Source organism: Bacillus sp. RC252, from assembly GCF_044909215.1.
Taxonomy (GTDB): Bacteria; Bacillota; Bacilli; order Bacillales; family Bacillaceae_G; genus Bacillus_A; species Bacillus_A mycoides.
In genome coordinates this window covers 25,496-52,279 of record NZ_JBIYDV010000010.1, presented here as the reverse complement: position 1 = coordinate 52,279, position 26,784 = coordinate 25,496, and the positions used below count along the sequence as shown (strand labels likewise).

Below are 26,784 nucleotides of genomic sequence, written 5' to 3'. Positions count from 1 at the left end.
AATTAATAAATTATTTCGTTTTAGGAAAACAATATAGAAACAAACTTCTCACCCCTATAAATTACACGTATCGTGACATTATTCTTCAAAAAAAAGAGTCCAATCAAAATTTAGTACCTTAGCTATATTCTTTGCGACAGGAACACTTGGATTTCTTTCACCACTTTCAATCATTGCATACATACTTCTAGATATTCTTGCCTTATATGCAATATAATCTTGTGTTTTTTCTTTATGTTTACGTTTTTCCAATAACCAAAACCTCATTATTCCCCTCCTTTCATTGTCACAGTATGTGTAACTAATGATTATATTACACAATAATAAGTTTAATATCAATGTTTTTTACACATTTCGTGTACTTTATTAAATGTTACATATTGTGACGTTATAATTGATATAGAAAACATCTAAAAGGAGGTAGCATATGTTTGGCACAAGACTACACACTCTTCGAAAAGAACGCAAACTACGTCAAGAAGACATGGCAAAACAACTAGGGATTGCCCGAACTACATATGCAATGTATGAACAAGGAAATCGTGAACCCGATTATAATACATTGATAAAATTAGCCACTTTCTTTGAAGTATCAATTGATTACCTCCTCGGTACAACTAAAATAAGACAAGTTACAGACATACAAGATCCTGACCTTTATCAATGGTTTAAAGATATAAGCAATGCGCCCCCTCAAAAACGTGAGGAATTAAAAAAGTTTTGGGAGTTTATAATACAAAGAGAAGACTAGATTATTTAAAAACCCTCCACCTTGACAAGGTGGAGGTCGTGAGTTCGAGCCTCTCCGGGGTCATAGTATTAGAAACCGTGCCAAATCAACGTTTGATGCGGTTTTTATTTTGTAAACTTGTATTCAAAGGGCGGCGTGGTCACAGAATTGGTCACATTACCTACAAAATCTCTTCTATTTTGTTAACCGCATCTTCTTGCATCGTTGGTAGTAAATGCGAATAAGTGTCTAATGTGATTTTGATATTACTATGTCCTAGTCGCTCAGAAATCACTTTCACATTCACACCTTTAGCCAATAATAGAGTTGCATGTGTATGACGTAAATCATGAAAGCGAATCTTTGGAACAGCTGCTTTCTTAATCAAAGCGTTTAGACTTCTTCTAACATTAGCAGGATTGATTGGCGTTCCAGAAGGAGTACACATCACCAAGTCATTGTCTTGGTACTCCTCACCTTGACTCAGCTTCTCTTTCAATACGACTGCTCTATGCTTCTTTAGCTTAGCTACAGTCGATGCAGGCAATAGTATCTTTCGTAAACTTGATTTTGTCTTTCCTCCAAGTAAGAACGTCTTACCATCATGACTTAACGTTTGGCTAATGGTTAAATGTCCCTTTTCTAAATCAACATCTTTCCATCGCAACCCCAATAGTTCTCCTTGTCTCATGCCAGTTACAAGAGCTAAGTGAAATACCATAAAGTATCTGCTATCCCTTGCAGCTTTTAGAAAGAGTTGTACCTCTTGTTCATTCCATACCACTAACTCTTCCTTATCACCTTTCGGTAATTTAGTTTTAGCAGCAACATTTTTACTCACTAGTCCTAAATCCATGGCATGTTCGAGGGAGTTCCTAATGATCTTTATTATCTTTTCAATTGTCCCTCGTTTCAGTCTTTCATCCCTGAGTGAATTAACATAGTTTTGCATCTGCAATGATGTTAATTGAGCTAATTTGATATTACCTAATACAGGAACTATACGGCTATTGAGGTAACCTTCAAGTACTCTAGCAGTCTGAACGCCCAAGCTATGCTTCTTTGTATTGAACCAGTTCTTTAGGTACTCACTGTAGAGAAGCTTACTTGGCTCTACATATGTTCCAGTATGAATTTCTGAGAGTGACATAGCTAAAGCATTTTCTGCTTCCTTTTTTGTACTAAATCCTCTTTTCTTTTTTTGCTTTCTCTTACCTGTTAACGGATCAGTGCTGATGTCAACAATGTAAAAATATTTTCCTGTTTTTTTATCTTTTTTAATGCTTCCTTGCATAGTTAAGAGCCTCCTTAGAGTCCTTAACTGTACTGTATATGGTGACTTCATTATAACAAATAATGTCTAATAGTGATTAAGATTTTCCCTATTTTCGAACGGGATAGTATCACTCACTAGCAACTGAGCAATAGGAATTATCAGCCCTTCATACCTAATGCTGTGAAAACTTCCTCATATACATTCTTCTACTCCACTCATCCGATACCAAGTGATTTATTTTCAATTGTATCAACATCTTAATAAAAAATATCTATATATTTACTAGAGTTGTTATGTGAAAAATGCATCTCACACAAGAGCAAAGTAGAATTAAATTAAAAACAGCACTCTATAACAAGAGTGCTGTTTAGTCAATGTTATTTCTAATAATTCTAAACAAGGACGTAAGGAGCGATCTTAAAATAACCTCTTATTTATCCAAGCAATTCATTTCACTATTAAAATACCAAGGAAAATCGTTTATATCAACTTGGGGCATTTGCTCTCTTTCATCCACTAAATCCTGATTCACTAATTTGCCCCAAAAGGATACTAATTCTCGCCTGAATTCTTTAAAAACCTCTGGATCTCTAATAAATATACCTTTTGCTATCTCTGCATGTCTACGTGAATGCAGTATTTTTAACCACTCTATATCTATGTCTATTTTATTGACTGAGGTTGACATTATAGAATTGAAGTTGGTACAAAGTTCTCTAAAAAGGTATTTAGCTTGTTCATTCTTATATCCATTATTATTAAATAGTGGTCTAATCAAAGGATGAGACTTATTAAATCTATGATAAAATTGTCCTCTATTACTGGGAACACACAACATCTCATTCTCTGCATTATTTAAACTACATGTAATATGGTTTACTATGTCATAATCGTCAATAATATTTTGACTTCTCTCCTTATCAAATACCTTGATTTCTATACCCGAAACTGGAGAAACAAGAGTTATATCCGCAAGAAATAAACGAAGTCCGCCACCATATAATTGATTAATAAAATCGTCCCCATGAACATTTTTCGAAAATTTACTAAGTGCAATAATAGGTAAATTTTCCTTGGATGCATACTCTGCTATATTAGGTAAGAATTCTTCTGACCAAGTTCTATCTATTACACCTAAGTAGCGATATTCTTTCAAATCTTTAGCCTTTTTTCGTAAAATTCTTCCATCAAATGTAACGATAGGGAAATAAATAAAATCGAAGAAGAGTTTTTTAGCCTCCTTGGAAAGTAACCGAGTTTTTATTGGCGCTCCTAAAAAACCAATATCAATTAAAGAATCCATGTAGCTACAATATTCATCAAAAGAATGAGAATCAATATATAAATTCAGGTGTTTCCTAATCTCAGAGATAATTAATCCTTCAATTTTTTGCTTTAATTGCTGATACTTATCATCCAAAAGTACATCTGTACGATCTGGAGTGATAGTTAGACACCCTTTCTCAACAAGGTTAATATTTGAGTAAACGTTTGTCCATTTCGGAAAAAGATCTTGAATATTATTAGTCGTTGTTATTTTAAAATCCTCTTTACTATGATTAGGAGAACCTATTTGAAAATTACGCTGAGATACATTCCCAAATAATCTTCCCTCAAAATTTAAATAATCTACACTATTTACTATATACAACTGACCTTCAATCCCTAGTTTTAACAATTCATTGGAATCTATTTCAAACAAATAATGAGTGGGTTTGGCATTTCGCTGACCCTTTTGTTCATCAAAATCGCTATTAAGCTTATCATCTTCAAATCGTATTAGCTTACCTCTATTTATATCTTTTTTATAAATTACCTTTCCATCATCAGTTTTAATCTCTATAGGGAAAGGTGGATGTGGAATAATTTGTTCCACTACTTCTTTTATTGATTGGGTAGTGAACGGGTGATTCTCCTTTAAAAGTAACTCAACACTTGTTCCTACATTTATTCGATTAGAATGCCTCTTTACACAATAACCATGAGCCGTAGGAATTTCATAATATATTGGTAAAGGCGGATTGAGACGGTCCTCTAGCTCACTCAAACTTTCAATTACCATTGAATCTGCAATCATGAATACTGACAGTACACCAATACCAAAATCGCTAGTAATACCGAGATCAGCTTCTTTAAACCTTCCTGTGGAATAATAGCTCTTCCCAACTTGTAAAAAGTAATCAGTAAAAACTTTATCATCCATACCAATTCCGTTATCTTCAATAATTAATTTATTACCTCTATATGTAATAGAAACTGATGGTATAAAATTCTCTAATCGATTGTTATATAAGTATTGTCTTGCCTTTATCGCATCTATAGCATTCTGGAGTAGCTCCCTTAATGCTGTTATTGGATTACGATAAAGACGCTCACCCATCAATAAATTTATCATCTTCTGATAATCCAGTTCAAACTTAACTTCATTGTAAATATATGATCCATCAGAAGTTACTCTATCCGCTGTAATAGGTTTGTTTAAAAGTAGAATATATTTTTGTGAGATAGAATCTGTATATCCTTTTAACAACTCAATACTTTCTCTTCTCTCTAACTCAATCCATTGAAGAAACAGTCTTAGAGTTCTCTCAACTTCTGGGAAGTTACACTCTGCCTCAACCACTACATAATTCGGTGTTATATCCCATCCTATTAAAGACCTATGTTTCCGCCATTCTTGAATACTCGCATTGTTCTTGGGGTTAACAAATTCATGGAGTACCCTAGGTGTCCTCTCTGGGTCTAAGTCTAGAATATCTGCTAACCTTAAAATAATCGTGAGGTACTGAATGTTAACATAATGCCCTTTTATTAGTTTATCCCTTGGCCATAATTTAGTATTATACAAGGATGTCACGGGTTCACCATGTCCATTACAAATAGCAATAACATATTTAGAAAGTGAAATATCATCAATTGATAATTCAAACTTTCCACCATTTAATAGTCTCTCAATATATTCTGCGCTTCTTTTCACATGATTCTTCCTTAAATACTCTCTGAATATATTGTCTTCAATAAAAGTTGCTGCACGGTGGTCACCTGTTTTTTTGTAATTCAGGTAATCTTCATATTTAGAGTCTGCTTTTATGAGTTGTTTAAACTCATTGGATTCTATTATCTTTTCACGTTCTTCTGTTGAACAAGTCATACCTATGTCATGTATATAACCTGATACAATAAGTAAAGTTAATTCTATACTATTTAATTTTTCCAGAGTTTCTTCTGGAATTATCTTACCCATTATATTAATAACCTTAATGCTGTGGGTGGCATCGTGCAGAGTATATTCTGGCATGTTCTCAGGGATTCGTGCTAAGAGTGGATCAATATGACGAACTATTAATTTTACTTTTTCCGATAATTTTTCCTCTGGATTTTCTCTATCTATTAGTAGTTGATAAAGCCTAGTCTCCTCCAAACCTTTAATAGGTCCTTCCACCTTAATTTCCCCAATATTAGAATTTGGTTTACTTTCATTTATTACAGTTAACTTTTCTTCCCTCCTTCCCTGTTCACTGTCTAAAAAAAGTTTTTTTCCCTGTTTTTTTTCCCATTTAGTGTTTCTTGGATCAAATTCATAAGGAACTTGTATTCCAACTCGAGTTTGCTTATTTATTTTCAAAATCGAAAAATTATTCCTATATCTTGCACCACTATAAGCTGCTCCACCAATTACAAGATAAGATCGATCAAATTCCCTTGAAGCATTTTCAATTGCACCATGGACGTGTCCTGATAATATTAAATGAGTTCTTTGGGCTAGGTATCTATAAGTACTTGGGCGTGGATCGTAAGTATGTTGCTCTTCATCGCTTAGCCAACTTTTAGGGTGGTGCGTTACTCCGATTGATATAATACCTGTGTCAAATTCGTCAGGATGTAAAATCTGTTTTGTAGCTTGCATTAATTCCAACTGGGGCAAGCCAATCCATAGCTTCCCTCGGTCTTGATTTCCACGACAAAACCATGCACTATTAAGAACAATGAATTTGATTCCTTCAATTTCTCTTTGACCTATTAAATTAGACTCTTGATTTAAAATGGAGAGTTTTGGAATACCCAAATCCTCACAAAAACTTTCGAATGCAGAGAATGGACGAGTGAAATTTTCCAGATTCTCAATACTTAACCATGAATCAGCCTCTGCTGAATTGCGTGGTGGATTTATACCTAAAGTCTTATTTCTTTCAATATCGTGATTTCCAGCACATACAACCAGTTCATTAGAAGTAAGATTAACTGCGGATAGCAATTGTAGTATCCACTGTTTTGCTAAAGTATAAGCATTACTCTTTCCTTGCCATGCTATATCACCAGAAATTACAACTATATCTGGTTTATCTTCCTGCTCCAACCTAGACAGAGCTAGAATCATTTCATCTAATGAATTTTTCCTATGTGCTTGCATTGTGATATCTCTTGTTGATTCCATACCAAAATGAATATCAGAGATATGTAAGACATTGACATTTTCTTCCATCTTGTATCCCCCATAATATGTTAATTATTCTTTAGTACTGTATATTTAGTTTAAATATACTTAGTATAAAACACAATCACAAACTATTCGCATTATCATAAAAGAACCTAACAATTATTCATTGCTTTTCTACTAAACAAAGTAACTTCATAAAATCAAAATTTTATAAAGTTTTATCGCCTCACTCACCATTTTTTAAGCTGAAATTTTACTTAGTCTAAATTCTTGCTTTTTGCTAAACTATCAACTAAGAATGATATAATAAAAAAAACGTGCCTAAGCATCTAATTTCGAAGGAGTGATATCAATGAGAACCAATAAAGAAATTTGTCCTTACTGCAATACTGATTTACAAGGAGAACCTATACCAAAACAATCACAAAAAACATATGATGCAACTCATTTTTCAAGAAAAATTGGGATCAGTAGCATTGAAGCTGATAAAATCGTTAAATGGCGTTGTCCAGACTGCAGTAATGAGTGAAAAGTAAAATAGTTAGCCAGCATGAAACTTCTATTAATAACCATCGTTTCGTAGAAGCTATTTTTTTCGTGAGGTGGATTTTTACCTACTCACCTCCTACCTTAGGATTGGATAGGCATTAGAAGTGGGAAATCCCCCCCCATTCAAATGTAAATAAAAAGAGACCCCTTTAAGAGTCTCTTAGCTTTCTATCTGATGCTCTTTGATTAACTTGTCTAGTGTTGGTCTTGATATCCCTAGTTCTTTAGCAAGCTGAGACTTAGACACTTCTCGATTCATATATCTTTGATAGTGTGTTTCAAAGTCTGAGATAGATACTTCTTTTCTTCCTTTGTACTTTCCTTCTGCTTTTGCTATCGCAATGCCTTCACGCTGTCTCTCAAGCATGTTTTCACGTTCAAAATCGTTAATAGCACTAATCATCTTTAACATTAGTCTGCCAGTTGCTGTTGAAGTGTCAATATTCTCCTTAATTGATACTAATTGAACTCCTTTTGATGCTAATAGTTCGACTAGTTGTAATAAGTCTTTAGTAGAACGTGCTAATCTTGAGAAGTCTGCAACAAAGATCGTATCCCCTTCTCTTACAAAATCTAGCATCTCTTGTAACTTTGGTCTATCTGTATTTTTGGCTGAGGCTTTTTCTTGATACACCTTATCTATTTTATATTGTTTCATAGCTTCAACTTGTCTTGCTTCGTTCTGTTCAACTGTTGATACTCTGATATATGCTATGTTCATGTTCATCGTTCCTTCTGTACTTTACTAATGAATCAAAGGTAGCATATTGTAAATTTAGATTCAATAACTTTATTTGCATTTTGTAAATAAATCATAATATCAACTTCAGATTTACAATAAAATGATGCTTATCGGCTGCAAACTTAAGGCACGATCTAGATTTACATATAACTTAATGACAATAATATTTTAGAGGAATATCGTTCCTTTGATATAACACCCGATTGGATACACCTATGTTATCGGTTATCAGCATCGAACAACATCAGTTTATTACTATCTGATTTAACACTTTACCTATCAAAAACTTAGCATTTATTTGAGTCGTGTCGAAATATTCCCTATTGAGTGTATGTGGATGAACCTACTATGGGTTTATCCCTCGCTTATATCCCCGTAAAAATTTTGAAATATACCCCATATCCCCAATCTGAAACATACTAACATTAGTATGTTTATTTTACTTTCCTCTACACTTTGGACACCATTTCCCTTGCTGAATATTATTAGGTTTTGCTTCCCATATATGTCCTTCTTGGCATTCCCATTCTAAGCGAGTATTCATATTAGAATAGATCTTAGAAAGACATTTTCCTCCTTTTAGTTCAGCTAATTTTTGCATATCTTCTATTGTTTTCCTTCTTTTTTTACCCGCTTTTTCTCTACCACAAATTGGACACCATTTACCCGCTTTAATAGTATTAGGAGTAGCCTGCCAGATATGATTCTCTTGGCATTTCCACTCTAAATAATTGTTATTGCCCTGATAACTCTTAGAAATACACTCCCCACCATTTTTCACTGCTAAAGCTTGCATATTTTCAAGTGTATCTCCTCGTTTCAATCCTCTACTTTTTCTCCCACATATAGGACACCATTTACCATACTTAACATTACTTAAAGTAGCTTCCCAAGTGTGTCCCAGTTCACATTCCCATTTAAGTTTATATTTCCAGCCATCAAACGATTTAGATAAACATTTTCCTCCTCGTTCAATTGCAATAGCTTGAATCTCTTTTATAGTAATCATAGGTTAAATATGCCCCACTCATTTTTATACTTATCATATAAAAAAATTCTAAATAAAAACAAACGAATGAAATCGGAATTTCATTATAGGAGACTCTTTGAACGCCATCACAAGCCATTCTGAGCGTCTGGGTGTGCTTTATTGCCAACGCTTTATTTCTGATAAGCTTCTCTTCCGCTTTACATATCCATTTATAATGCATCAGTAAGATAAAGATAAGGATGAGGTCGATGGCTACCGAATGCCAGAAATTCCAGCGTCCATAATGAAAGTATGGCTAGATAAATTTAACAATTTAAGTTAATCTTATATTATAACAATTGGGATATTTACTAATAGAGATAAATATAAGGTGGGTTTGAACATGTCTTTTTTGGCTACAGCATATCAAGTATTAATCGCATCCCCCTCTGATGTTTCAGAACAAAGAAAGAAAGTCCCTGAGATTCTAAACAAGTGGAACACATTAAACTCTGCTTATTACGAAGTAGTTTTTCTACCTATAAAATGGGAGACTCATACCGTTCCAGAAATGGGGGACAGACCGCAAGCGATTATAAATAAACAAATAGTAGATAATTCAGATATTTTAGTTGGAACGTTTTGGACTAAGCTCGGTTCTCATACTGGAGTTGCTGAATCTGGTACAGTTGAAGAAATTCAAGAGTTTATGAAGAAGGATAAGAAGGTTATGTTGTACTTTTCATCTGCACCTGTAGTCCCTGATAGTATCGATTTTGACCAATATCAGAAATTAAAGGTTTTTAAAGAAGAATGTCAACAAAAAGGTTTATATGATAGCTACTCATCTTTAGAGGAATTTGAAGAGAAGTTATACAACCACTTAACTTCCTTTGCACAGAGTCAAAAAACAAAAAAAAAAGAAATAATCAATAGCAAAAATGAGAATGAATTATTAGTTCAATACTACTTACCTAAATACTGTGATTTTTCAAGTCGTTTTAAAGCTTTTAGGAGAGATGATTTGGCAAACTCTAAATTTATACATGAGAAACAGGGAAAGCTAAAGGAACTAATTAAAGATATATCAGAAATTAAGTTAAAAGCATTTAGTGAAATAAATAAGGGAAAATCCGATGGTGAGGATGAAACCCACAGCATTAATCTTTCAGCTTTTGGAGGTAGCCTTTTAACCTCTAAAGAATTGTCACCTAAGAAACGAGCGGATGTGATTCAAAAGACAAGTAATCTGCTAAACATACAACTAGAGGATAGTTTTTTTAACGTTGGTGGATTAATGGAGTCACGGTTAAGTTTTTCTAGTCCATATTTTAACAATAAGAGTATAGAGGGGACTGAAACAGAGAAAGAGAAAGGTGAAAAAATCCAAGATTTTTTAAGGGGATTGAAAGCTTTAGAAGGATATTTAGAAATGTTTAACTATATAGGTTCGTATTTTGTTATCCCTTTAGTTTTAAGGAATACAGGACAAGAATTTAACGAGTCAATTACTGTAAAGTTAAAATTCCCTAAGGAGGTTGAAATTCTAGAACCTCAGGACCTTAAAGTACCGTCTCCTCTAGTTATTGAAGAATTTACTGATGGGATTTTAAACTATATACTTAGACACAATAAAGACAGTAAAGTTCAAGAGAACTTTGAATATAGTCCTCTCCCTTCACCACCAATACTTTCTCTTTCTCAAAGTTATAGTGAAAAAGTTGAGAGTTTGAATGAAGATTACAGCGATTATATTAACAGTTTGTTTAATGTTGAAATATATAATGAAGATGAATATCACGTGTTTGAATACTATTACAGAGAGTTGAATCCAAAGGAAAATATCTCATTCCCATCCTATATTTTATTAAAGGCTTCGGAAACCTTTAAGTTTTCTTACGAAATAACATCAAAAAACTTGCCCGATATGTTAACGGGAGAACTAGACTATCAGATTGAAAATTGATATGAAAGTATCACTTAGTTTAGGAACTTGGAGAGTTTCCAAGTTCTTTTTTATTTGTTGTTGAACCTTTGTATCCATTTGTTTAAGTGTATTCATTCACAATTAATATAACCTGCTGTATTAAATAATAGGGATAGTTTAGTCTTCATAAAATGACAGATTTATTAATCGTTGTGCAGCTATATCTTGAACTCGCCCCTATGCCAATATCCGCCCAATATAAGAAAAAAGGAATAACTCAAACCTGAGTCATCTCTTTCCTGTACATTTTCAAATAGTAGAAATGCACCCGTTAATTGAGAAAAAGTTAAAAAATGTATTTGTACGTCAATTAACTATTTAACTGTCCAAAAGTTGCCCCGTTATAAATTATCATCTGCTTTTTCATCTAAACACTCTTTTTCGGGCTTCATGTTAACCTGTTTCCACTCTCCATTTCCTACTTTACGAAATTGAGCAATTTCTACGTCAGTTCCATTTGTTAATGTAGCAAAAATAATACAATAATCCGCTCCATCATTACCATGAAAGTAAATATTTTTAACGTATCCATTTTTCATAGTTGGGAACATATGCTGAATCAATTTGCACCAATTTCCATATTTCACTTTTACAACCGCTTCCCCCTCATGGTCCCAACCATGATATGGTGCGCATAAAAAATCTTCTTCAATTTTACTCAAATCAGAAATACGAAAACCTTCTTTTTCGTATTCAAGTTGGATAAATCCGTAAGAATAGCCGAAATACTCAGCGTTCTTGCCTTCGAATCCCTCAATCGTTTCAATTTCATAAAAAAATCTTATTCCCCGTCTTCCATCTGGCACTCGACAAAGCTTTAGCAAACTCGCATGCCCTATCCCAGCAAACGAATTAAAGTATTCTTCATAGCTTAATTTATTTTGATACTCTTTAGACAAAAAATTATATGCAATAGGAAATGGTATACGTGCCTGACCAATAGAACCGCAACTCCTTCCGCCCATATTTTCAGCTTCACGCAAAATACTAAAATAGTTAAGAAGGGTATCTTCGGGGGTTTTTGTCAATTCTGTAGGTACTTGGATTTCTGTTTGAGATTTATCATAATAAGGAGCGAAAAATTCCCAATTGCTAAATCTTAAATTTAAAGCTTTCAAGCAAGATGGACGAAAATACTTTTGATGATAAGAAGTTATGTCCTGTTGATTACGTTTTAGCATTTTTATCACCCTAGTTTCAGTTTATGGGCGATTGAAGGATTGGTGAAGAACTGTATTTCCTTCTGATAAAATAAAAGCATTTCATAAAAGATAGTGGCAGTTTAATCAATAACAGACATGTTCCTCTCAAACTAATCTGCCTCTTTAAGTAAATTCCTTCACAATCAATATAGTTTAACAAACAATAAAAGACGGGTTTTATTAGTTTGTGTAAGTCGAAGTTATAAGTTCTGACCCGTTGCTCAATTGTCTGAGCCAATATACAAAAAAGAGAGCCTCAATTAAGAGACTCCTTCAAAGTGTTGCTTTAGGCTTTTAACTTATACAAATCAAATAGCTGCTCCATACGCTCTATATAAAGATTCTTCAAGTGCAACCTCTTAACCCCTGGTTCATATCCTGCAATGATATCCTCGAGTTCTTGCTGTGTGTAAAAATATCTAATTAGTTCTTCATCTTCTGCTGTTGCAAATCCAACCTTCATTTCCTTGTATTCCTTTAGCTTCTGCTTGTGGCGTTTCTCTGCCTTCTTCATGAAATTAGCTTTACGTTTAAGCACATAGTTCGCTTCATTTTGATCTATGAATAGATCTTTATTATTCATATAGGCTTCTAATGCTTCGGCACAATACTTTTCAAGATATCGATGCACTGCTTTACTTGTAGCCTTTAATATCACTTCGTATTCTTTCCAGTAATACTTAATGCCTAGGACATTGCCAAGCTCATCTTTTACTTCTGCTAATGCTTCTTTCCATTCGAGCTGAAAGTTTATAACCTTTTTAGCATTACGATGTGCAAGTAGATTGAATTCAACAACATCATGTTTCTTCATCAGATCCCGTCTAGTCTTTTGAATTCTCTTCATTATTTCGGGATTTATACTGACCTTTCCATCATGACTATATCCAATCCAGTTTTCATAGAATAAGATGATACCGCATTTGTTCATACGCTCTAAGGTCTTAGCCAATTGTCTATATATCTCAAGGCAGCGAAGTGTAAACTCATCTAATAGTTTCGTTTGGTCTTCTTTAAGAAGACCATTCTCAATAGTCAAATCAATATGATTTTGACGTAGAGTACTTCTGTGTCTAGAATGTATTAAGTCAGATTCAAGTTCTGAGATTAGTCCGAATTCAACTGCCCATTTACCTAAACTCATACTGGCTTGTTTCGTCATATCGTATTCTAAGTGAGTGGCTACAATTATGTCCATTGGGATTCTATGTTCAACTTGTTCTCTACCGCTTCTTACACGACCGTCTTTCTTCATAACCTTTTCATCACGCTTTGTACATACGTATATGTTACTCCTACCTTGTTTAACAATATCTACTACATATTCCTGTTCAGCTGTGTTAACAACAGACTGTTTAGTTCTAGAACCTAATTTACCATCGCTTTTGAACTTAGCCTTCTGTACCTCAGTACCAAATTTCATTACAAATTCTTCTGTTGTTAATGTGATGTTTTGATCCAATATTATTACCTACTTTCAATTAGAGACTGCAAATGACAGCCATTTCACTCACTTCCTTTCATATAAGTTTAGGTCGCTTACAGATAAGTAGACTGTTTAAAATAGTGTGCAAGTTTTGTCGCAATACTATTAATACTTACAGATATAATATTATGTCAAAAGATGCGCGCTTTTTATAACGTTATTAAAGCCATTGTTATTACTAGGCTTTCGGGATTTAATACTTCATTTATAGGGGTGAACTTGATAGGGTCGTCACCTTTAGGTTGCGAAGTGACCGCAGGGAGCGTCCCAAACAACGACCTTAGGGAGGCGTAGCAGTAAGCGAAGCGAACGCCCTTTATTCTATCAAATTCATTTTGACCGCTTCTTAAAACAACGCAAAAAAGGAGCGAACTACACGCAGTCCCTCCTCGTTAGAAAACACACTTATCCCTGTGATATGTAGGCAAGAATAGCCCTATCCTATTTATTGCTTCAAAGGATTACAGAAATATATAGTGTGCCTCCTAAAGAGGCGGTTGCATGTAAGTTCACTCCTAACAAAGTTTATTTATTCGCTCAATTTTTAACTCTAACATTATATCACTATCTATTTCGCAATACAATAGACTAACTTAAATTATATCTATTGGATGATGAACATCCTATTTCCATTCTTTAAACACTCAATATAATCCCCCTGTTCCACCTCCTAACATTCCATTAGCAGAGATGTAATATTGGAATCAAAAAGAATCGTATCGAGGTTAGTATTATATCTACTCGGAATCGGTGGTTTAATTAGCCTAAAAACACCAAAATTCCCGTCTCGCATCGGGATATTTTCACACCGTGTTGGTGCGGAATAATGTACTAGCCCTACAAAATTGAAAACTGTTTTACGACAGCAAATAACTATCCCTTTACTGGTAGAAGTTTATTTCTGCTTTCCTAAATAACCAAAGATGTCTAGGACAAATACAGTATCCTCCCTATGTTATCTTTAGAACATTTTTTAGAATGTTTTCTATATCATTTTGCTCACGATAATTGATTCTAACTAGGTTTATATTATTCTTCTTAGTATATTCATTCTTAAGCATATCATGATACTGTTGAGTTATTAGATCGTGTTCTTCGTGTACCTGTTTATCATGAAATTCTCCATCATACTCAATTAGAAGTTTAAGACATCTTTTTTCGTTAAATATAGCAAAATCAAACCTTAGCTCCGAGCCTTTGACACCTAGCAAATCTTCAAATTTATACTCCCTTTCAAACGATATTTTATATGACTTTAAAAATAATCGTATTCGTCTAGCACCTTTGCTTTCCTTACACAAAGGACATCTCTGTCCATGGAGAAAATTATTTGGCTTGATATACCATGTATGATTATCGCACGAGTCGTTAATATGTTGGATCTTAATTTTAGTATGATTGTTTGAATAATTATCACTTAATACCCTATATTCTCCAAATGTTAAGGTTAAAACTTCTTCTTTAAATTTTTCAATGGTTTTTCTTTTATCATCAGCTCTCTTTTTATATGAACACTTCGGACAGCGCCTATTAAGTAAAAACTTATGCGGTGTAACGGCATATTCAAAATTATCACAGGATTCATTATTATGTCTTATTTCTACCTTTTCGTCTGTTCCGTTATATCTGCTTAAAATTGTATATTCGTTACCAACTAACTTGAATACCTCTATTATAAATTGTTCATGAGTTTTGGTTGTTTTTTTGTGACTACGTTTATATCTGCATTTTGGACATCTTTGACCACTTAGAAAATGAGCTGGAGTCATTAGAAATCCTTCAGTGAAGCCCTGTGAACAGGTTTCATCATTATGTAAAAATCTAATTTTTGTCGTAGCACCAATATAATGTTCAATTACTATGTATTCATTTTCAGTTAAATCAAGTACTTGCTGAACAAAATCTTCATGGTTTTTTTTAGCCATATATACCTCCATTTAATTACCAGTAGAGTAGACCAGCATTGTTTTGATCTCCTAAATTGTTATCTTTCATAATTTTCATTAATCTATTCCTCTTTCTTATCACACTCCAATGCTCCTAATAAAGATGAGACTCCTTTTTTGTTCTCTTTTACAATTTTTCAATCCATTAACAATCACTGCTTGTTCTTATTATCTGTATATTTCTCACAATTATTCTAAAAAGTTATGTAGCTATTAAAACAAAAGTATTGCAAATAACATTAAACAAAAATGGATGAATAAATGATGACAAACGAATTACAAGTGATTCACGACCAAGAAGTATTAGGTAAAGGATTTAAGATTTATGGAGATGCAGATAATCCATTATTCTTGGCGAAAGATGTTACTGAATGGATTGGTTATGATCCAAGTAGCGTAAATAAAATAATTTCCAATGTAGACGATGATGAAAAGCTGAACGGAACAATATTCCGTTCAGGTCAAAATCGTGAAGTGCTTAATAAGCACTTGAGGTTAAAACTGATAAATGTGGTTCATAACAGAAGATGTATTAAACAACAGTGGATGAATTAATGATGACAAACTCCTCCCCTGTGTACGGTAAAAGTGCAGTAGTCTGTTCTGCTGCTCCAATTCTCTTTGTTGGTTCGATCAGTGTAATTAACTCTCCAAATATTTTTGAAATGTTCCCTCTGTTAATTTCATCGATTATAAAGACGTATGGATCAATATTTTTTTCTACATTGATTTCTTTAGTACTAATATACTTTTCAATTAAGTTAATTACCCCTTCAATATCCATCTTTCTTAATGGATATACAGTTTTCCTATCCAATTTTGTATTCTTGTTTAGGGCGTATACTTCTTCATTAATATTAGTAGCAATCCACTTCACTTTTCTTTTCCTTGGATATCTTTTATCAGACTCATCAAATTCATAAGACCCATCTATAATTCCTATTGCATCAATAGTTGTATTACTTCTTTGAATAAAGACAAGATCTTGTTCTTGCATTTCCTCTTGGAAATTTAACAAAATCCTTCTTACTGTACCGTTTACACTATCATTTTATTCATTTATAAATGGATCTTGCTTAGCCCACCCAATCTTGATATAACCATTCTTAAAACATTCTTCTTTGAGTTTAGTTTGCCCCGTCCCTTCAAGAAGGACATTCCACACGACAGGGTGCTTTCGTATCTTTAAGGTAGGTGCTTTTACTCTAACCTTTTTAGCCTCTTCACAAAACTTTTTAAATACCCCAGAAGTATATTCATATTTTAAATCTGATATGGAATCTTCATCTTGTTGATTAATTACCGGTTTTATTCCTTCAATAAATTCTTCATATCCGTAGGATTGATGAAATGTTGTAAAAGCAACTCTTCCTTCTCTTTTTAACATTTCATAACGATCTAGTACTTCTTTATAAGGCATTTCCTTTAATGACTCAATACTTTTTCATCACAAATGGCAACTGCGTATAAAACCGTATTATACATTTTACCTGTTCCAGGTGGTCCATACAAAATTTGATTCTTTGCAAATCCCACGTCATTACTCCCCTTTTGTGAAGGATTTGTTTCTTGCTGTTTAGTTACCGTATTGTACAATTGAGATACTAATCGTTCACCAGCTCCCTCTGTCAACAATCTCGTTGAAATCCCTTGTGAAAGCCCTTTATCATTATCAACGGGTAAAAACAAACTATCGGTAATATCAATCTTCATGTACTGTTCCCCTTGCCATGTACCTAAGTGTTGAATCACTTCTTCACCTTTTAATCCAGCTTCATTACATGCCTCCCGAATGGCTTTTAAGGAATTCTTATCCGGCATCATCTGTACTTTTTTCGCTCTCTCAACATTTGCACTTTGTCGTGAAACAGGTGTGAAATCTTCATCTAAAATAAACAAATTGCCTTTTTTATCACCAATATAATAAACATTTCCTATTTCATAGGCACGCTCAAACGTTATTTTACCTTCCATCTTTAATTCTTCAATAATTACTCCAACTTTTAAAATACGGTCTATCTCAGCCAAGTTCTCACTTGTAAAATCCTCATCTAGATATCTCTTAAATCCCTTAAGTATTTCAAACATTTGAAACGGTAACATAACAGTGTCCCTTTTTCTGTTTTTATTGCTATGTTTATACCTGTAACAAATAATCGGATTTTCTATAATTTCTCTAACAACTCCCATATGTGTAATCATCGGCGAAGATATAACTTTTCCCTTTAAATCTTCGAATATATAATCACGAATAGAAGCTCCTGTTACCAGGTAAACCCTATCCCCAACCACTTCTTCTTTTACATTTCCGCTATCGCTTTGAGACTTTGTAAGTTTAGTAAGTGATCTAGGCCAATAAATTGTTTGGGATTTTACAAAGATTTCATATTCCCCTATTGTATTTGAAAAAACAGCAAATTTTTGTGCCATAAAAATTTCGACTCCATTCTAACTAAACTGAGTATCATATTGCCTTTACCATAAAAATAATCACAAATGAATTTCTCTCTTATCCTATTATTGTATCATTTGTTTATGCTACTCTTATGAAATATATTAAATTGATTTTTTGTTAATAACCCATGAATTATTTACAGTTCGGTTTCAGATGACAAACGGAGACCACAGTAGTTGATGTCCCTTCCCCCACAATACATTTCGATTTCTATTTTATTAATACAAGATATAAATCGTCAGTTTGAATTATATAGTTGAGAAGGAATGCTAATAAAAAGGAGGAAGATAATGATGAAATATCATGCAATATCTCCATCATTTTATTTTCTTACAATTTTCTTTTTTTCATAAATCTCAGCTCTTTCTTGCTATCTATATTTCATCTATGTATATCCACTTCCCCACTAAAAGGTTTTCAGACACAGTGTTGTTTTTATATCTCATGTGTAGTAATTCCCAATACAAAAAAATTCGCCTACTACAAAATTACGTTTTTTTGTAAGATAACCCTATTTTAACATTAGAGATTTTTAATTCTTAAAAGGGTAATAATGGATTTTTTATTAATCTATCAATTCATTATTAATTACTCACTACCTAACATTATTTCTATATTCACAATTTAATTGATAAATAAAACACAGAATATTCAAATAATTAAATTGTAAGTATCTTGAAACCGCGGTTTTAAAGGTAATAATCATTGGATTTCATTATTTTTCCGCTTTCTGAAGGGTATATATTTTTATAGCTTTATGTATTAAGATAGAGCTGTGCTAGAAAATACCGGTAAAAAAGCATAAATAAGGAAAAAAGGGATGGGATTAAAAATGAAGACTATATTAAGAAATATTGTATCAATGGCGCTCGTACTCGCTTTGTTTACAACTTCTTTCGCTGGAATCTCCAAAGCGCAAGAGATTAATAGTGAAGAAGAAAAATTAGTACAAGAAGTAGCTGCACAATTAAAATTTGTTGTTGAAGAAGCTGCAGTTAAAGATAAACATGGAAGAGTAGTAGATATTGATATTGATATGATAGAAAACAAATATGGTAAAACTGAAGAATTAGAACAATTGAGACAAGAAATCAAACGTGTAAATACACCGCCTGGCTATGAAGATCCATTCAAACAAGAAACGGAAGCTGTAGATAACTGTATAGAAAGAAAACTTATAGCAAATTATAAAGAATTTCTATCAGTAGGCTTTATAGGTTCTATTATTGCTAATATTACTAACAAAGAATATGAATTAGCAGCTAGAAAAATGATTAGATTAGGCGTCAAAGGTAATTTAATTGGTTTAGCTGGTCAGCTTGCTTGGTATCTAGGTACATGCATTTATGAAGAAGAAGGCTGGACAGGAAAAACATGGTGATTAATAAAAAACAACCTCTTATTTTCTAGAGGTTGTTTTTTTTGAAGAAAATAACCACATCATAATTTCAAAAAACGCTACTATAAATAGTGTTTTTATAAGGTTTTCAAACCAATTGAAATGATTATGATTTGCATAGTTAAAAGCTATCAATACAATATACAGTAGGACTATAAAAATTAACGGTCTCTTATATGTGAAATTCAAATTAATCACCCCTTAAATACTTACTTAGGAAAGTTACCTTAATACTATGTTAACCCAAAGCGCAATCACTTTCGATGATTTTCTATATTTCTCCATATTTGTAACAGACGCTATTTCTTTATAAAAGGTTCTCATAATTAATTCTAAAATACATTTATCTGAAGTTAAACTAAACATGACTCTAATGAATTCTAATATTAAATTATCCTCCAAACCTTAAATCATTTCATACCTTGATACTTCAAAAGGTACTCCTTTTAGAAATAAGAAAAATTATTGAAGAACACACATCAAACAGTATAAAAAATACTATTGGAACACTTCAAAATCCAAAGGTACCTTTTAGTATATTTTTGTTATAGTTCAAGTTAACTAGATTGAATAATATTAAGATTCCTACTTTGAAAGAGATTGTTATTTTTTAAATACAAAAATTAGACTATGTTCGTGTTTCCAGTAATACTCCGAACGAAGAACAAAAAATAAATTTAGAATTCTTGAAAGAACTATTTATAATAGTAATTTATAACGGTAATAACACAAATGAAGTCATTAAAAGCACTATCCAAAAGTCAACCGCACACACTTTATAATCCTCTACTCAGCTTTATACAAATCAAACTTTTCCTAGTTCATCAAAAATGAATTGTAATCTCTTTACCTCTGTATAACAGAGCCTACTTTGTATTTAAAATCATTCGTTTCTTCTATTTCTTCAGTATCTACAAGTTCTTATTTTAATTCCTTATTGAACTAATCTAATCCGTTATTGGATGAAGAATTTTTAAATAATTATATTATTTTTTAATTGACTTTAATATCCCTGCACAGTCACAACACTTTAATGTGTTTTAACTATGTTCCTTTTAAAACATGAAATACATAAAACGTGCTCAATAAATAATTATAATTATTAACATGAAAAAGGCGTATCTTATTTATTAGATACGCCTTTTCACTATTTTTCTATACAACTACCAAATAATATTTTTATCTACTTTGAGAGATTTACAATTACATATTATCTATTTTTTATAAGGTTTATTAAACCAATAGTATTTCCTTCATCTATTTTATGATTAGTATCTCTTTGTAATTCCTGAATCGTTCTTAATTCATCTATTCTTCTTTCATTATGTCTTTCTTGCTCAAATATATTCACGCAATCTTTATAGTTATCTGCTCTATAATTAGAAAGATAATTCTCAAACCTACTAATTGCATATGGATAACGATAATCTACAGGTATCTTTAATATATCTAACTGTTCTACTAATTGTTTCTCAGCTAGTATTAGATTCGTTAATGTATGATTATTTTTTTCAACTCTTTTCTTTATTTGTATCCTATTTAATCTATAAATTACCTCGGTATACAATCTTGCCCCTAAATATATTGAACCACCAAAACTAATCCATACAAATATAAATCGTATTATTGCAAAATACTCTGGAATTATACTAAAAACTAATGCAAAGGGAATAAAAGCTATAAATATAAATACTATACTTAAGATAATATTTAAGAAGTTTGGAAGTTGATCTAGATCAAAATATGGACTACTTAATCTATAGTATTCTTTCCTAACATTATACAATTTTCCTACTAAAGGTTTCCCCTCACAAATATTATTGAAACATATTTCTCTTTCCATAGATGCACCTCTTATACAATTAATAATTATATATATTAATATATTATATTTATAATATCAATATTTTATTAATATTACATACTAAATAGTATACGCTGGGTATCTCCTCTTACATATTAACTGTTTTTATTGATACACGTCATAAATCGTAAATTTTGACTATGTGGTTGAGAAGGAATACTATAAAATAAAAAATAGATATTAATTTATTTGTATATCCTTATTCTTTATGTTATGATTTAATGGTTGTTAAATTAAGTAAAATTATTGCGTTTTGCTTACTTAATGATTTATAATAAAAAACCAATAAAGATAAAATTCAGCGGAGTTCTTTTCTGTTTCACCTCCGTAATTATACAAATTAAAAGAATGGCGATTAAATTTTTTATGCTCTACTATAGTGAGCACAAAAAACTGCCTCCCAACTGTTAGACATGTCTAACGATTGGGAGGCAGTTTTTTTCTATAAAAAAATACAAATACTCTTTGTACAAAATAAATCAATGACTAAGAAAATCTTAATGATTCAAGGGTAGCTTATTTAAGAGATGTCTTTTCAATTCCTTTATATTGAGACTCACCATGTAATGTCATTCTTGATTCACTAAAGACTTCTACAAATTGAGTATACCATGGGAGTTGGCGTTTCTTGATCCAAAATACATTACTGGGTCTTTTTTTATTAGTACAAGATATAAATCGTCAGTTTGAATTATATAGTTGAGAAGGAATGCTAATAAAAAGGAGGAAGAAAATGATGAACTATCAGGAAATATTCCCCTCATTAAAAAAATCTCTTTTTATCATCATGTTTTCACTCAGTATGTTAATTTTCACACTTCCAGTACCAGCCTTTGCACAATCCAATAACAATGTAAATTCTGTTACAAATTACTATGTATCTCCAACAGGTAACGACCTCAATCCCGGCACATTAGATCGACCTTTCGCTACCATTCAAAAAGCTGCTAACGTTGCTAAAGAAGGAAGTGCAATCTACATAAGAGGCGGGATTTATAACCAAAAGGTTCGTGTCACTCATTCTGGAGTCTCGGGAGCACCTATTACTTTTCAAAATTACCAGGATGAAAAAGTAATTCTTGATGGTTCCACAGTCAAGTTAGAGGATGATGGGTTATTTACAATAGAGGACAAAAATTATATCCAGATAAAAGGATTAGAGTTTCGCAATTTAAAATCAACAAAAGTTAATGAAACACCTATTGGTATTTATATTACTGGAACAGGAAGTCATATCGAGATTAGAAATAATTATATCCATCACATTGAAGCAAATGTTAAGGATGGAAACGCACACGGGATTGCTGTATACGGTACTTCATCTAGTGCACAAAATAATTTAAATCATATTGTCATTGATAATAACGAAGTAGCAAATTTGAAGTTAGGACTGAGTGAAGCAATTGCTATGAACGGGAATGTAGATTTTTTTGAAGTTACTAATAACAAAGTACATGATAACAATAACATCGGAATTGTTCTGATTGGACATGAAGGAGTATCACCAGTAGCTTCTTTAGATCAAGCACGGAATGGAGTCGTTCGTAATAACATTGTTCATCACAATTCATCCATCAATAATACGAGTTATAATGAATATTCAGCTGATGGTATTTACGTGGATGGCGGAAAAGAAATTATCATTGAGCAAAATCAAAGCTATGAAAACGACCTGGGGATTGAAGTAGCTAGCGAACATGCAGGAAAAAGCGCAAGCCAAATTACCGTTAAAGACAATACAATATCCAATAATATCATGAGTGGTATTGCAATTGGTGGATATGACAACCAACAAGGATATGCTGAAAATAACACGATTACGAACAATGTAATTTATAAAAATGATACAAAAAATCAAGAGAGTGGCCAAATCGAATTAAATTATGATACCCGCAATACTGTGATTACCAATAACCAAGTCTATGCAAGTAATAGCCGTATTTTTATTAGCAATAATTTTAATAAAAACACTGGAAACAAACTTGATTACAATCAATACTATGGCGAATTCGATCAAAATAATGGCTTATGGCAATGGAAAAGAAAAACGTATAAAGGATTTTCACCTTATCAAGCAAGTATGATGCAAGAAGGAAATGAACAACATAGTGTATTTAGCAAATTGTCTCCTTCATTCAAACTTATTTTAAAATAAAACAAATCTACTAAACCAGCTTTATCTTAGCTCATTCCCCTTCCCTCTCCTATAAAAGTGAAAGAAAAATGAAAAGTCGTAAAGACTCTGTATTGATGATTCTATAAGTAAAGAGGTGATCTATAATATTTAGTAAGCCGCGATTAATTCCTCTTAATATGAAGGGTTCACGCCCCTTGAAGAAGAAGTCTTGTTGGCTAAAATGATAAAAAGGCTCAAGGAAGTATCAAGATAGTAATTACCGATGATAGTAAAAGTAAATCTGAACAGATTGGAAAATCCACAACAAAAAAGCTAACAAGGCAAAAGTAAACAAAATATAGATTTGAATTATATTTCTCAACAACCCAAATTACTTAATCTGGCAAAATAATACTCGGGTTGGCACCCAATACCATATTACGATGGTTCCAGTCGCAGGAAGGCACCTTAGGGTGTCTTTTCTTTTGTTTGAAACATATTCTGCCAAAATAACTGTATCTTTGTTGAATTACGACTCATATAATCCAACAAACTTCGTATATATAATTTGTTACCCTAAATGGGTTGACAATAAGAACAGTTATAGGAGGATTTTGTGAATGGTAAAAACAGCATGTGTAAGTATTATTACTAGCATTCTTTTAATATGTTCAACAGGATGTGCCACTCAAACTGATTCTATTACAACTAAAACCCAATCAGTAGATGATGGCACATATACAACAAAAGAGCTCACAGACACATTTCCTGTAGGAACACCCATAACTACTTACATTCGAAAAGAAGAAAAACTGAACGTAAAACATCTCACCAGTATTACACTTACAGATGGTGGCGTCGGTAGAGTTTTGGAAGCAACGGATGGTTTTGTTGTTGTATGTGGGAATGAAAAAGGAGTTTTTGATGTATTAATATTTAAAACCATGGAAGATGTAAAGAAATATGAACAAAGTTTAGCACGATAATTAATATCCTTCTTATGCCTTTTTCACAGAAATTGTCCTCTATCTCTTGCTATGGCTTTTCCTATGTACAGTATAATTGCATCATGAGTAATCACACGTTATAATAGTCACCTAATTACATATGAAGAGGTGCAGAAAATGAATAAAACAGAATTAACAAAAGTAGTAGCAGAAAAAGCTGAACTTACACAAAAAGATGCTGCTGTAGCAACACAAGCGTTATTAGATACAATAACAAATGCGTTAGCAGATGGAGAGAAAGTACAGATTCTTGGCTTTGGTACATTTGAAGTACGTGAAAGATCTGCACGTACAGGACGTAACCCACAAACAGGTGAAGAAATGCAAATCGCGGCTTCAAAAGCACCTGCTTTTAAGGCTGGAAAAGAATTAAAAGAGGCAGTGAAATAATTATACATATTGAAAAGGGTTTGATATTCATATCAGGACCCTTTCAATAGCCTTTTTGTTCATAAATCAAAAAAGTATCATCCAACATATATTAGATGATACCTCCTTTCCCACCTACTCACTGGGCTGTGACCCTTCACGCTCCTTGAGGAAGGAGTCTTCTTGGCAAAAATGATAAAAAGAAACATATACCTGCAGAAAATAAGAGGTTATGTTTCTTTTTTGATATAGTTTGTAAGATATACAAAATTAGAGTATATCAAATACAAATATTCATTGATTTGTACTACCTTTTCCTCATTTGGCATTAGAAATTAAAATGGAAGAGAATAGATTTGGAATGCTATTCTCAAAGGCTAATGTAAAGGAAGGGATTAGTTCATGTATTCTTTCTTGCAGTGGTCTCTTATCTGCTGCTCCAAGTTCGTCTAAAAGTTCATTCTCTTCCGAAGACTTATCTCCAGTGATTAACATGTTTAACATATCTGAGTTAATTACTTCATGAGGTGAATGGACTAGTCCATTCATCATTATATATTTTTGAAGCATGGATGAATTACCCTCATTTGCTTGCTTCAAAGCTTGTTTAAGATATAAATCAAAATATTTCTGTGCAAATTTCACACCTTTTAGTGGAACGGCTCCTACATGTTCAACACCGTTCCAACGTAAATCCGCAATTGAACTCAACCACCATGCCGGCTCAATAGCCTTTTGCATACGTTGCAGCACTTTGCGTTCGAACCCGGGTTTATGAGTAGCATGTTCTTTTAAGCAAGTATCTAACATATCAGCTTCGATGGCGGCTACGGTCATCCCTTGCCCATAAATCGGATCAAAGTTACAAAAAGCATCACCTAACACTAATAATCCAGATGGCCAATTTTCCATTTGTTCAAAATGTTGACGAGTTGACTCATGCGCTCTAAATCCTCTCGGGACACTAATTGGTTCTAACTCTTTGATTAACTCCCTCATCATAGGTGTAACTAATGAATCCAGTTCTTGTTCATATTCTTTTGAATTGGTTGGTGGATAGTGCGTACCTCCAGCAACAAATAGTAGCGCTTGAGCTATGTTATCTTCAATATATAATAGCCCTACAGCTCCAATGTTTTTAGCAGGATCTCCTTCAGAAATTGCACTCAACTTCTCTTTGATATGTGGGGGTACTTTATAATATCTCGTGCTATATCCAAAATTCACCTTTAAACGTTCTGGTTCCGGAACATCATATCCCATAGATGTAAGCCATTTATTGAGTTTAGATTGACGACCACATGTGTCAATTACCAAATCAGTTAACACAGTTCGCTTTGTTTTTAATTCATCTCGTTCTTGAATATTGATCCCAATAACGCGCTTGTGATCAGACGAAGTTAGAAGTCCTGTCACCACTTGCTTTGAATGAAAATGTACATTAGGAATTTCTTGTACACGTTGGCGGATTGTCCATTCTAACAACGCTCGACTGCTCGCTGCACCTTTTCGTTCTATAACTAGTTCAAGTGCCCCATAAGGAGAAAATCGAATCATTTTATCATTCTTGACATTATGGGCCCCTAGATTTAATAAATCATCAACATATCCAGGAAAGAAACGGTTCATAATTATTTCTCCGCGTGGTAATACACGATGAGGATGAAAGTCTTGGGGTGTACCTGGACGTTCAGATGGTTTTTGAGGTAACTCATCTTTTTCAACAACTATCACTGTCTCAAAATAACTGGAAAGCACGCGTGCAGTAAGCAAACCTGCAATACCAGCTCCAATCACGAGTGCCTTTTCTCTTTTTTGCTGTTGATATAGTAATTGATTATCCATCAATAATCTCTCCTCTTCCTAAAAAGTATATTTGTTCAGCATGAATCTATTAAAACTTTTCCAGAAATCAGAATAAACAAATAATGATTCTTCATTATTTCAGTAAGGAGCCCGATGAAATAATAGTTAATATAGTGAAACAGATACATATCAAAACACTACAATTCCCCCTGTTATTATAAGCTATTACAAGTGAGAAATAATTAACGTGACCAGTACAATTGTAGTATCTGATAGCACTGTTCTTAAATAGTTTGTTTTTCCAGTAATAAATGTGTCAGTACACCCAGCACATTTTATAGTTATACTTTGAAGTTTAATTCTCTCTTAAATATATATGTTTACATTTTTTTAGATATACGATTTTAAATCCTTCTGAAAACTCAATTGACAAATGCCCCCG

General features: G+C 32.8%; 22 protein-coding genes and 1 pseudogene. 10 read left to right on the top strand and 13 right to left on the bottom strand.

The genetic code is table 11. The annotated features are described in order from the left end of the window. Positions 1 to 78: 78 nt before the first annotated feature. Positions 79 to 267: a helix-turn-helix transcriptional regulator gene (locus ABH960_RS15950; protein WP_048524960.1), complete on the bottom strand. Its 189-nt coding sequence runs from the start codon at positions 265 to 267 to the stop codon at positions 79 to 81. A 160-nt stretch (positions 268 to 427) separates the two neighbouring features. Here ABH960_RS15950 and ABH960_RS15945 point away from each other — a divergent pair, with 160 nt between their 5' ends. Next, entirely contained in the window at positions 428 to 751 is a 324-nt protein-coding gene (locus ABH960_RS15945; protein ID WP_131935256.1) for a helix-turn-helix domain-containing protein, read from the top strand. Between the two features lie 160 nt (positions 752 to 911). On the opposite strand, the gene ABH960_RS15940 is transcribed toward ABH960_RS15945, so the two are convergent. Both ABH960_RS15940 and ABH960_RS15935 read right to left on the bottom strand, forming a co-directional pair. Next, on the bottom strand, positions 912 to 2,024 hold the full coding sequence (locus ABH960_RS15940) for a tyrosine-type recombinase/integrase (protein ID WP_404446528.1): 1,113 nt from the start codon (positions 2,022 to 2,024) through the stop codon (positions 912 to 914). A gap of 412 nt (positions 2,025 to 2,436) precedes the next feature. Then, entirely contained in the window at positions 2,437 to 6,489 is a 4,053-nt protein-coding gene (locus tag ABH960_RS15935) for an HD domain-containing protein (RefSeq protein WP_404446525.1), read from the bottom strand. A 307-nt stretch (positions 6,490 to 6,796) separates the two neighbouring features. On the opposite strand from ABH960_RS15935, the gene ABH960_RS15930 reads away from it, so the two are divergent. Next, entirely contained in the window at positions 6,797 to 6,973 is a 177-nt protein-coding gene (locus ABH960_RS15930; protein WP_404446523.1) for a hypothetical protein, read from the top strand. A gap of 180 nt (positions 6,974 to 7,153) precedes the next feature. Here ABH960_RS15930 and ABH960_RS15925 read toward each other — a convergent pair whose 3' ends face one another. Further along, complete coding sequence (locus ABH960_RS15925; RefSeq protein WP_404446520.1) at positions 7,154 to 7,714, bottom strand: recombinase family protein; 561 nt, start codon at positions 7,712 to 7,714, stop codon at positions 7,154 to 7,156. Between the two features lie 460 nt (positions 7,715 to 8,174). Continuing rightward, the gene (locus ABH960_RS15920; RefSeq protein ID WP_404446517.1) at positions 8,175 to 8,744 is read right to left on the bottom strand and encodes a zinc-ribbon domain-containing protein; all 570 of its coding nucleotides are present in this window, start codon (positions 8,742 to 8,744) and stop codon (positions 8,175 to 8,177) included. Between the two features lie 364 nt (positions 8,745 to 9,108). Between ABH960_RS15920 and ABH960_RS15915 the strand changes: the two genes are divergently transcribed. Beyond that, on the top strand, positions 9,109 to 10,671 hold the full coding sequence (locus tag ABH960_RS15915; RefSeq protein ID WP_404446514.1) for a hypothetical protein: 1,563 nt from the start codon (positions 9,109 to 9,111) through the stop codon (positions 10,669 to 10,671). 362 nt (positions 10,672 to 11,033) lie between these two features. Here ABH960_RS15915 and ABH960_RS15910 read toward each other — a convergent pair whose 3' ends face one another. Both ABH960_RS15910 and ABH960_RS15905 read right to left on the bottom strand, forming a co-directional pair. Beyond that, a complete protein-coding gene (locus ABH960_RS15910) occupies positions 11,034 to 11,873 on the bottom strand; it encodes a hypothetical protein (RefSeq protein ID WP_404446511.1) in 840 nt (279 codons plus the stop codon). Between the two features lie 307 nt (positions 11,874 to 12,180). Continuing rightward, on the bottom strand, positions 12,181 to 13,356 hold the full coding sequence (locus ABH960_RS15905; protein ID WP_404446508.1) for a hypothetical protein: 1,176 nt from the start codon (positions 13,354 to 13,356) through the stop codon (positions 12,181 to 12,183). A 722-nt stretch (positions 13,357 to 14,078) separates the two neighbouring features. Here ABH960_RS15905 and ABH960_RS15900 point away from each other — a divergent pair. Beyond that, a complete protein-coding gene (locus ABH960_RS15900) occupies positions 14,079 to 14,207 on the top strand; it encodes a hypothetical protein (RefSeq protein ID WP_404446505.1) in 129 nt (42 codons plus the stop codon). Between the two features lie 123 nt (positions 14,208 to 14,330). Here ABH960_RS15900 and ABH960_RS15895 read toward each other — a convergent pair whose 3' ends face one another. Beyond that, positions 14,331 to 15,305 carry a hypothetical protein gene (locus ABH960_RS15895; protein ID WP_404446502.1) on the bottom strand — a complete coding sequence of 325 codons (975 nt, stop codon included), beginning with the start codon at positions 15,303 to 15,305 and terminating at the stop codon, positions 14,331 to 14,333. A 285-nt stretch (positions 15,306 to 15,590) separates the two neighbouring features. Between ABH960_RS15895 and ABH960_RS15890 the strand changes: the two genes are divergently transcribed. Then, a complete protein-coding gene (locus ABH960_RS15890; protein ID WP_404446499.1) occupies positions 15,591 to 15,881 on the top strand; it encodes a BRO-N domain-containing protein in 291 nt (96 codons plus the stop codon). On the opposite strand, the gene ABH960_RS15885 is transcribed toward ABH960_RS15890, so the two are convergent. Genes ABH960_RS15885 through ABH960_RS15875 form a run of 3 tightly spaced genes read right to left on the bottom strand, consistent with a single transcriptional unit; the run spans position 15,859 to position 17,756 of the window. After that, complete coding sequence (locus tag ABH960_RS15885; protein ID WP_404446496.1) at positions 15,859 to 16,323, bottom strand: hypothetical protein; 465 nt, start codon at positions 16,321 to 16,323, stop codon at positions 15,859 to 15,861. The two genes, ABH960_RS15890 and ABH960_RS15885, sit on opposite strands and share 23 nt — an antisense overlap. Positions 16,324 to 16,377: 54 nt before the next feature. Next, positions 16,378 to 16,713 (bottom strand): hypothetical protein, encoded by a 336-nt coding sequence (locus ABH960_RS15880; RefSeq protein WP_404446493.1) that lies wholly within the window; start codon positions 16,711 to 16,713, stop codon positions 16,378 to 16,380. A 38-nt stretch (positions 16,714 to 16,751) separates the two neighbouring features. Beyond that, entirely contained in the window at positions 16,752 to 17,756 is a 1,005-nt protein-coding gene (locus tag ABH960_RS15875) for a hypothetical protein (RefSeq protein WP_404446490.1), read from the bottom strand. Between the two features lie 845 nt (positions 17,757 to 18,601). Between ABH960_RS15875 and ABH960_RS15870 the strand changes: the two genes are divergently transcribed. Continuing rightward, positions 18,602 to 19,162: a hypothetical protein gene (locus tag ABH960_RS15870; protein WP_098542558.1), complete on the top strand. Its 561-nt coding sequence runs from the start codon at positions 18,602 to 18,604 to the stop codon at positions 19,160 to 19,162. A gap of 677 nt (positions 19,163 to 19,839) precedes the next feature. Next, positions 19,840 to 19,959, top strand: a pseudogene (locus ABH960_RS15865) (recombinase family protein); the annotation flags it as partial. A 431-nt stretch (positions 19,960 to 20,390) separates the two neighbouring features. On the opposite strand, the gene ABH960_RS15860 reads toward ABH960_RS15865, so the two are convergent. Next, entirely contained in the window at positions 20,391 to 21,023 is a 633-nt protein-coding gene (locus ABH960_RS15860; protein ID WP_404446487.1) for a hypothetical protein, read from the bottom strand. Positions 21,024 to 21,780: 757 nt separating this feature from the next. Here ABH960_RS15860 and ABH960_RS15855 point away from each other — a divergent pair. From ABH960_RS15855 to ABH960_RS15845, 3 genes are all read left to right on the top strand, one after another. Next, the gene (locus ABH960_RS15855) at positions 21,781 to 23,199 is read left to right on the top strand and encodes a right-handed parallel beta-helix repeat-containing protein (RefSeq protein WP_404446763.1); all 1,419 of its coding nucleotides are present in this window, start codon (positions 21,781 to 21,783) and stop codon (positions 23,197 to 23,199) included. A gap of 581 nt (positions 23,200 to 23,780) precedes the next feature. Continuing rightward, positions 23,781 to 24,146 carry a hypothetical protein gene (locus tag ABH960_RS15850; protein ID WP_404446484.1) on the top strand — a complete coding sequence of 122 codons (366 nt, stop codon included), beginning with the start codon at positions 23,781 to 23,783 and terminating at the stop codon, positions 24,144 to 24,146. 138 nt (positions 24,147 to 24,284) lie between these two features. Next, positions 24,285 to 24,557, top strand: coding sequence for an HU family DNA-binding protein (locus ABH960_RS15845; RefSeq protein WP_404446481.1), 273 nt, complete (start codon positions 24,285 to 24,287; stop codon positions 24,555 to 24,557). Between the two features lie 297 nt (positions 24,558 to 24,854). Here the strand turns inward: ABH960_RS15845 and ABH960_RS15840 are convergent, their stop codons facing one another. Then, complete coding sequence (locus tag ABH960_RS15840; protein ID WP_404446478.1) at positions 24,855 to 26,381, bottom strand: FAD-dependent oxidoreductase; 1,527 nt, start codon at positions 26,379 to 26,381, stop codon at positions 24,855 to 24,857. Positions 26,382 to 26,784: the final 403 nt, after the last annotated feature.

Excerpts from the sequence above, each read along its gene's own strand:
- ABH960_RS15875 (WP_404446490.1), bottom strand. The coding sequence starts at position 17,756 with ATGGCACAAAAATTTGCTGTTTTTTCAAATACAATAGGGGAATATGAA.
- ABH960_RS15870 (WP_098542558.1), top strand. The coding sequence starts at position 18,602 with ATGGGATTAAAAATGAAGACTATATTAAGAAATATTGTATCAATGGCG.
- ABH960_RS15935 (WP_404446525.1), bottom strand. The coding sequence starts at position 6,489 with ATGGAAGAAAATGTCAATGTCTTACATATCTCTGATATTCATTTTGGT.
- ABH960_RS15885 (WP_404446496.1), bottom strand. The coding sequence starts at position 16,323 with ATGCAAGAACAAGATCTTGTCTTTATTCAAAGAAGTAATACAACTATT.
- ABH960_RS15950 (WP_048524960.1), bottom strand. The coding sequence starts at position 267 with ATGAGGTTTTGGTTATTGGAAAAACGTAAACATAAAGAAAAAACACAA.
- ABH960_RS15920 (WP_404446517.1), bottom strand. The coding sequence starts at position 8,744 with ATGATTACTATAAAAGAGATTCAAGCTATTGCAATTGAACGAGGAGGA.
- ABH960_RS15895 (WP_404446502.1), bottom strand. The coding sequence starts at position 15,305 with ATGGCTAAAAAAAACCATGAAGATTTTGTTCAGCAAGTACTTGATTTA.
- ABH960_RS15890 (WP_404446499.1), top strand. The coding sequence starts at position 15,591 with ATGACAAACGAATTACAAGTGATTCACGACCAAGAAGTATTAGGTAAA.
- ABH960_RS15845 (WP_404446481.1), top strand. The coding sequence starts at position 24,285 with ATGAATAAAACAGAATTAACAAAAGTAGTAGCAGAAAAAGCTGAACTT.
- ABH960_RS15910 (WP_404446511.1), bottom strand. The coding sequence starts at position 11,873 with ATGCTAAAACGTAATCAACAGGACATAACTTCTTATCATCAAAAGTAT.
- ABH960_RS15940 (WP_404446528.1), bottom strand. The coding sequence starts at position 2,024 with ATGCAAGGAAGCATTAAAAAAGATAAAAAAACAGGAAAATATTTTTAC.
- ABH960_RS15945 (WP_131935256.1), top strand. The coding sequence starts at position 428 with ATGTTTGGCACAAGACTACACACTCTTCGAAAAGAACGCAAACTACGT.
- ABH960_RS15840 (WP_404446478.1), bottom strand. The coding sequence starts at position 26,381 with ATGGATAATCAATTACTATATCAACAGCAAAAAAGAGAAAAGGCACTC.
- ABH960_RS15880 (WP_404446493.1), bottom strand. The coding sequence starts at position 16,713 with ATGTTAAAAAGAGAAGGAAGAGTTGCTTTTACAACATTTCATCAATCC.
- ABH960_RS15860 (WP_404446487.1), bottom strand. The coding sequence starts at position 21,023 with ATGGAAAGAGAAATATGTTTCAATAATATTTGTGAGGGGAAACCTTTA.
- ABH960_RS15930 (WP_404446523.1), top strand. The coding sequence starts at position 6,797 with ATGAGAACCAATAAAGAAATTTGTCCTTACTGCAATACTGATTTACAA.
- ABH960_RS15855 (WP_404446763.1), top strand. The coding sequence starts at position 21,781 with ATGAACTATCAGGAAATATTCCCCTCATTAAAAAAATCTCTTTTTATC.
- ABH960_RS15925 (WP_404446520.1), bottom strand. The coding sequence starts at position 7,714 with ATGAACATAGCATATATCAGAGTATCAACAGTTGAACAGAACGAAGCA.
- ABH960_RS15915 (WP_404446514.1), top strand. The coding sequence starts at position 9,109 with ATGTCTTTTTTGGCTACAGCATATCAAGTATTAATCGCATCCCCCTCT.
- ABH960_RS15850 (WP_404446484.1), top strand. The coding sequence starts at position 23,781 with ATGGTAAAAACAGCATGTGTAAGTATTATTACTAGCATTCTTTTAATA.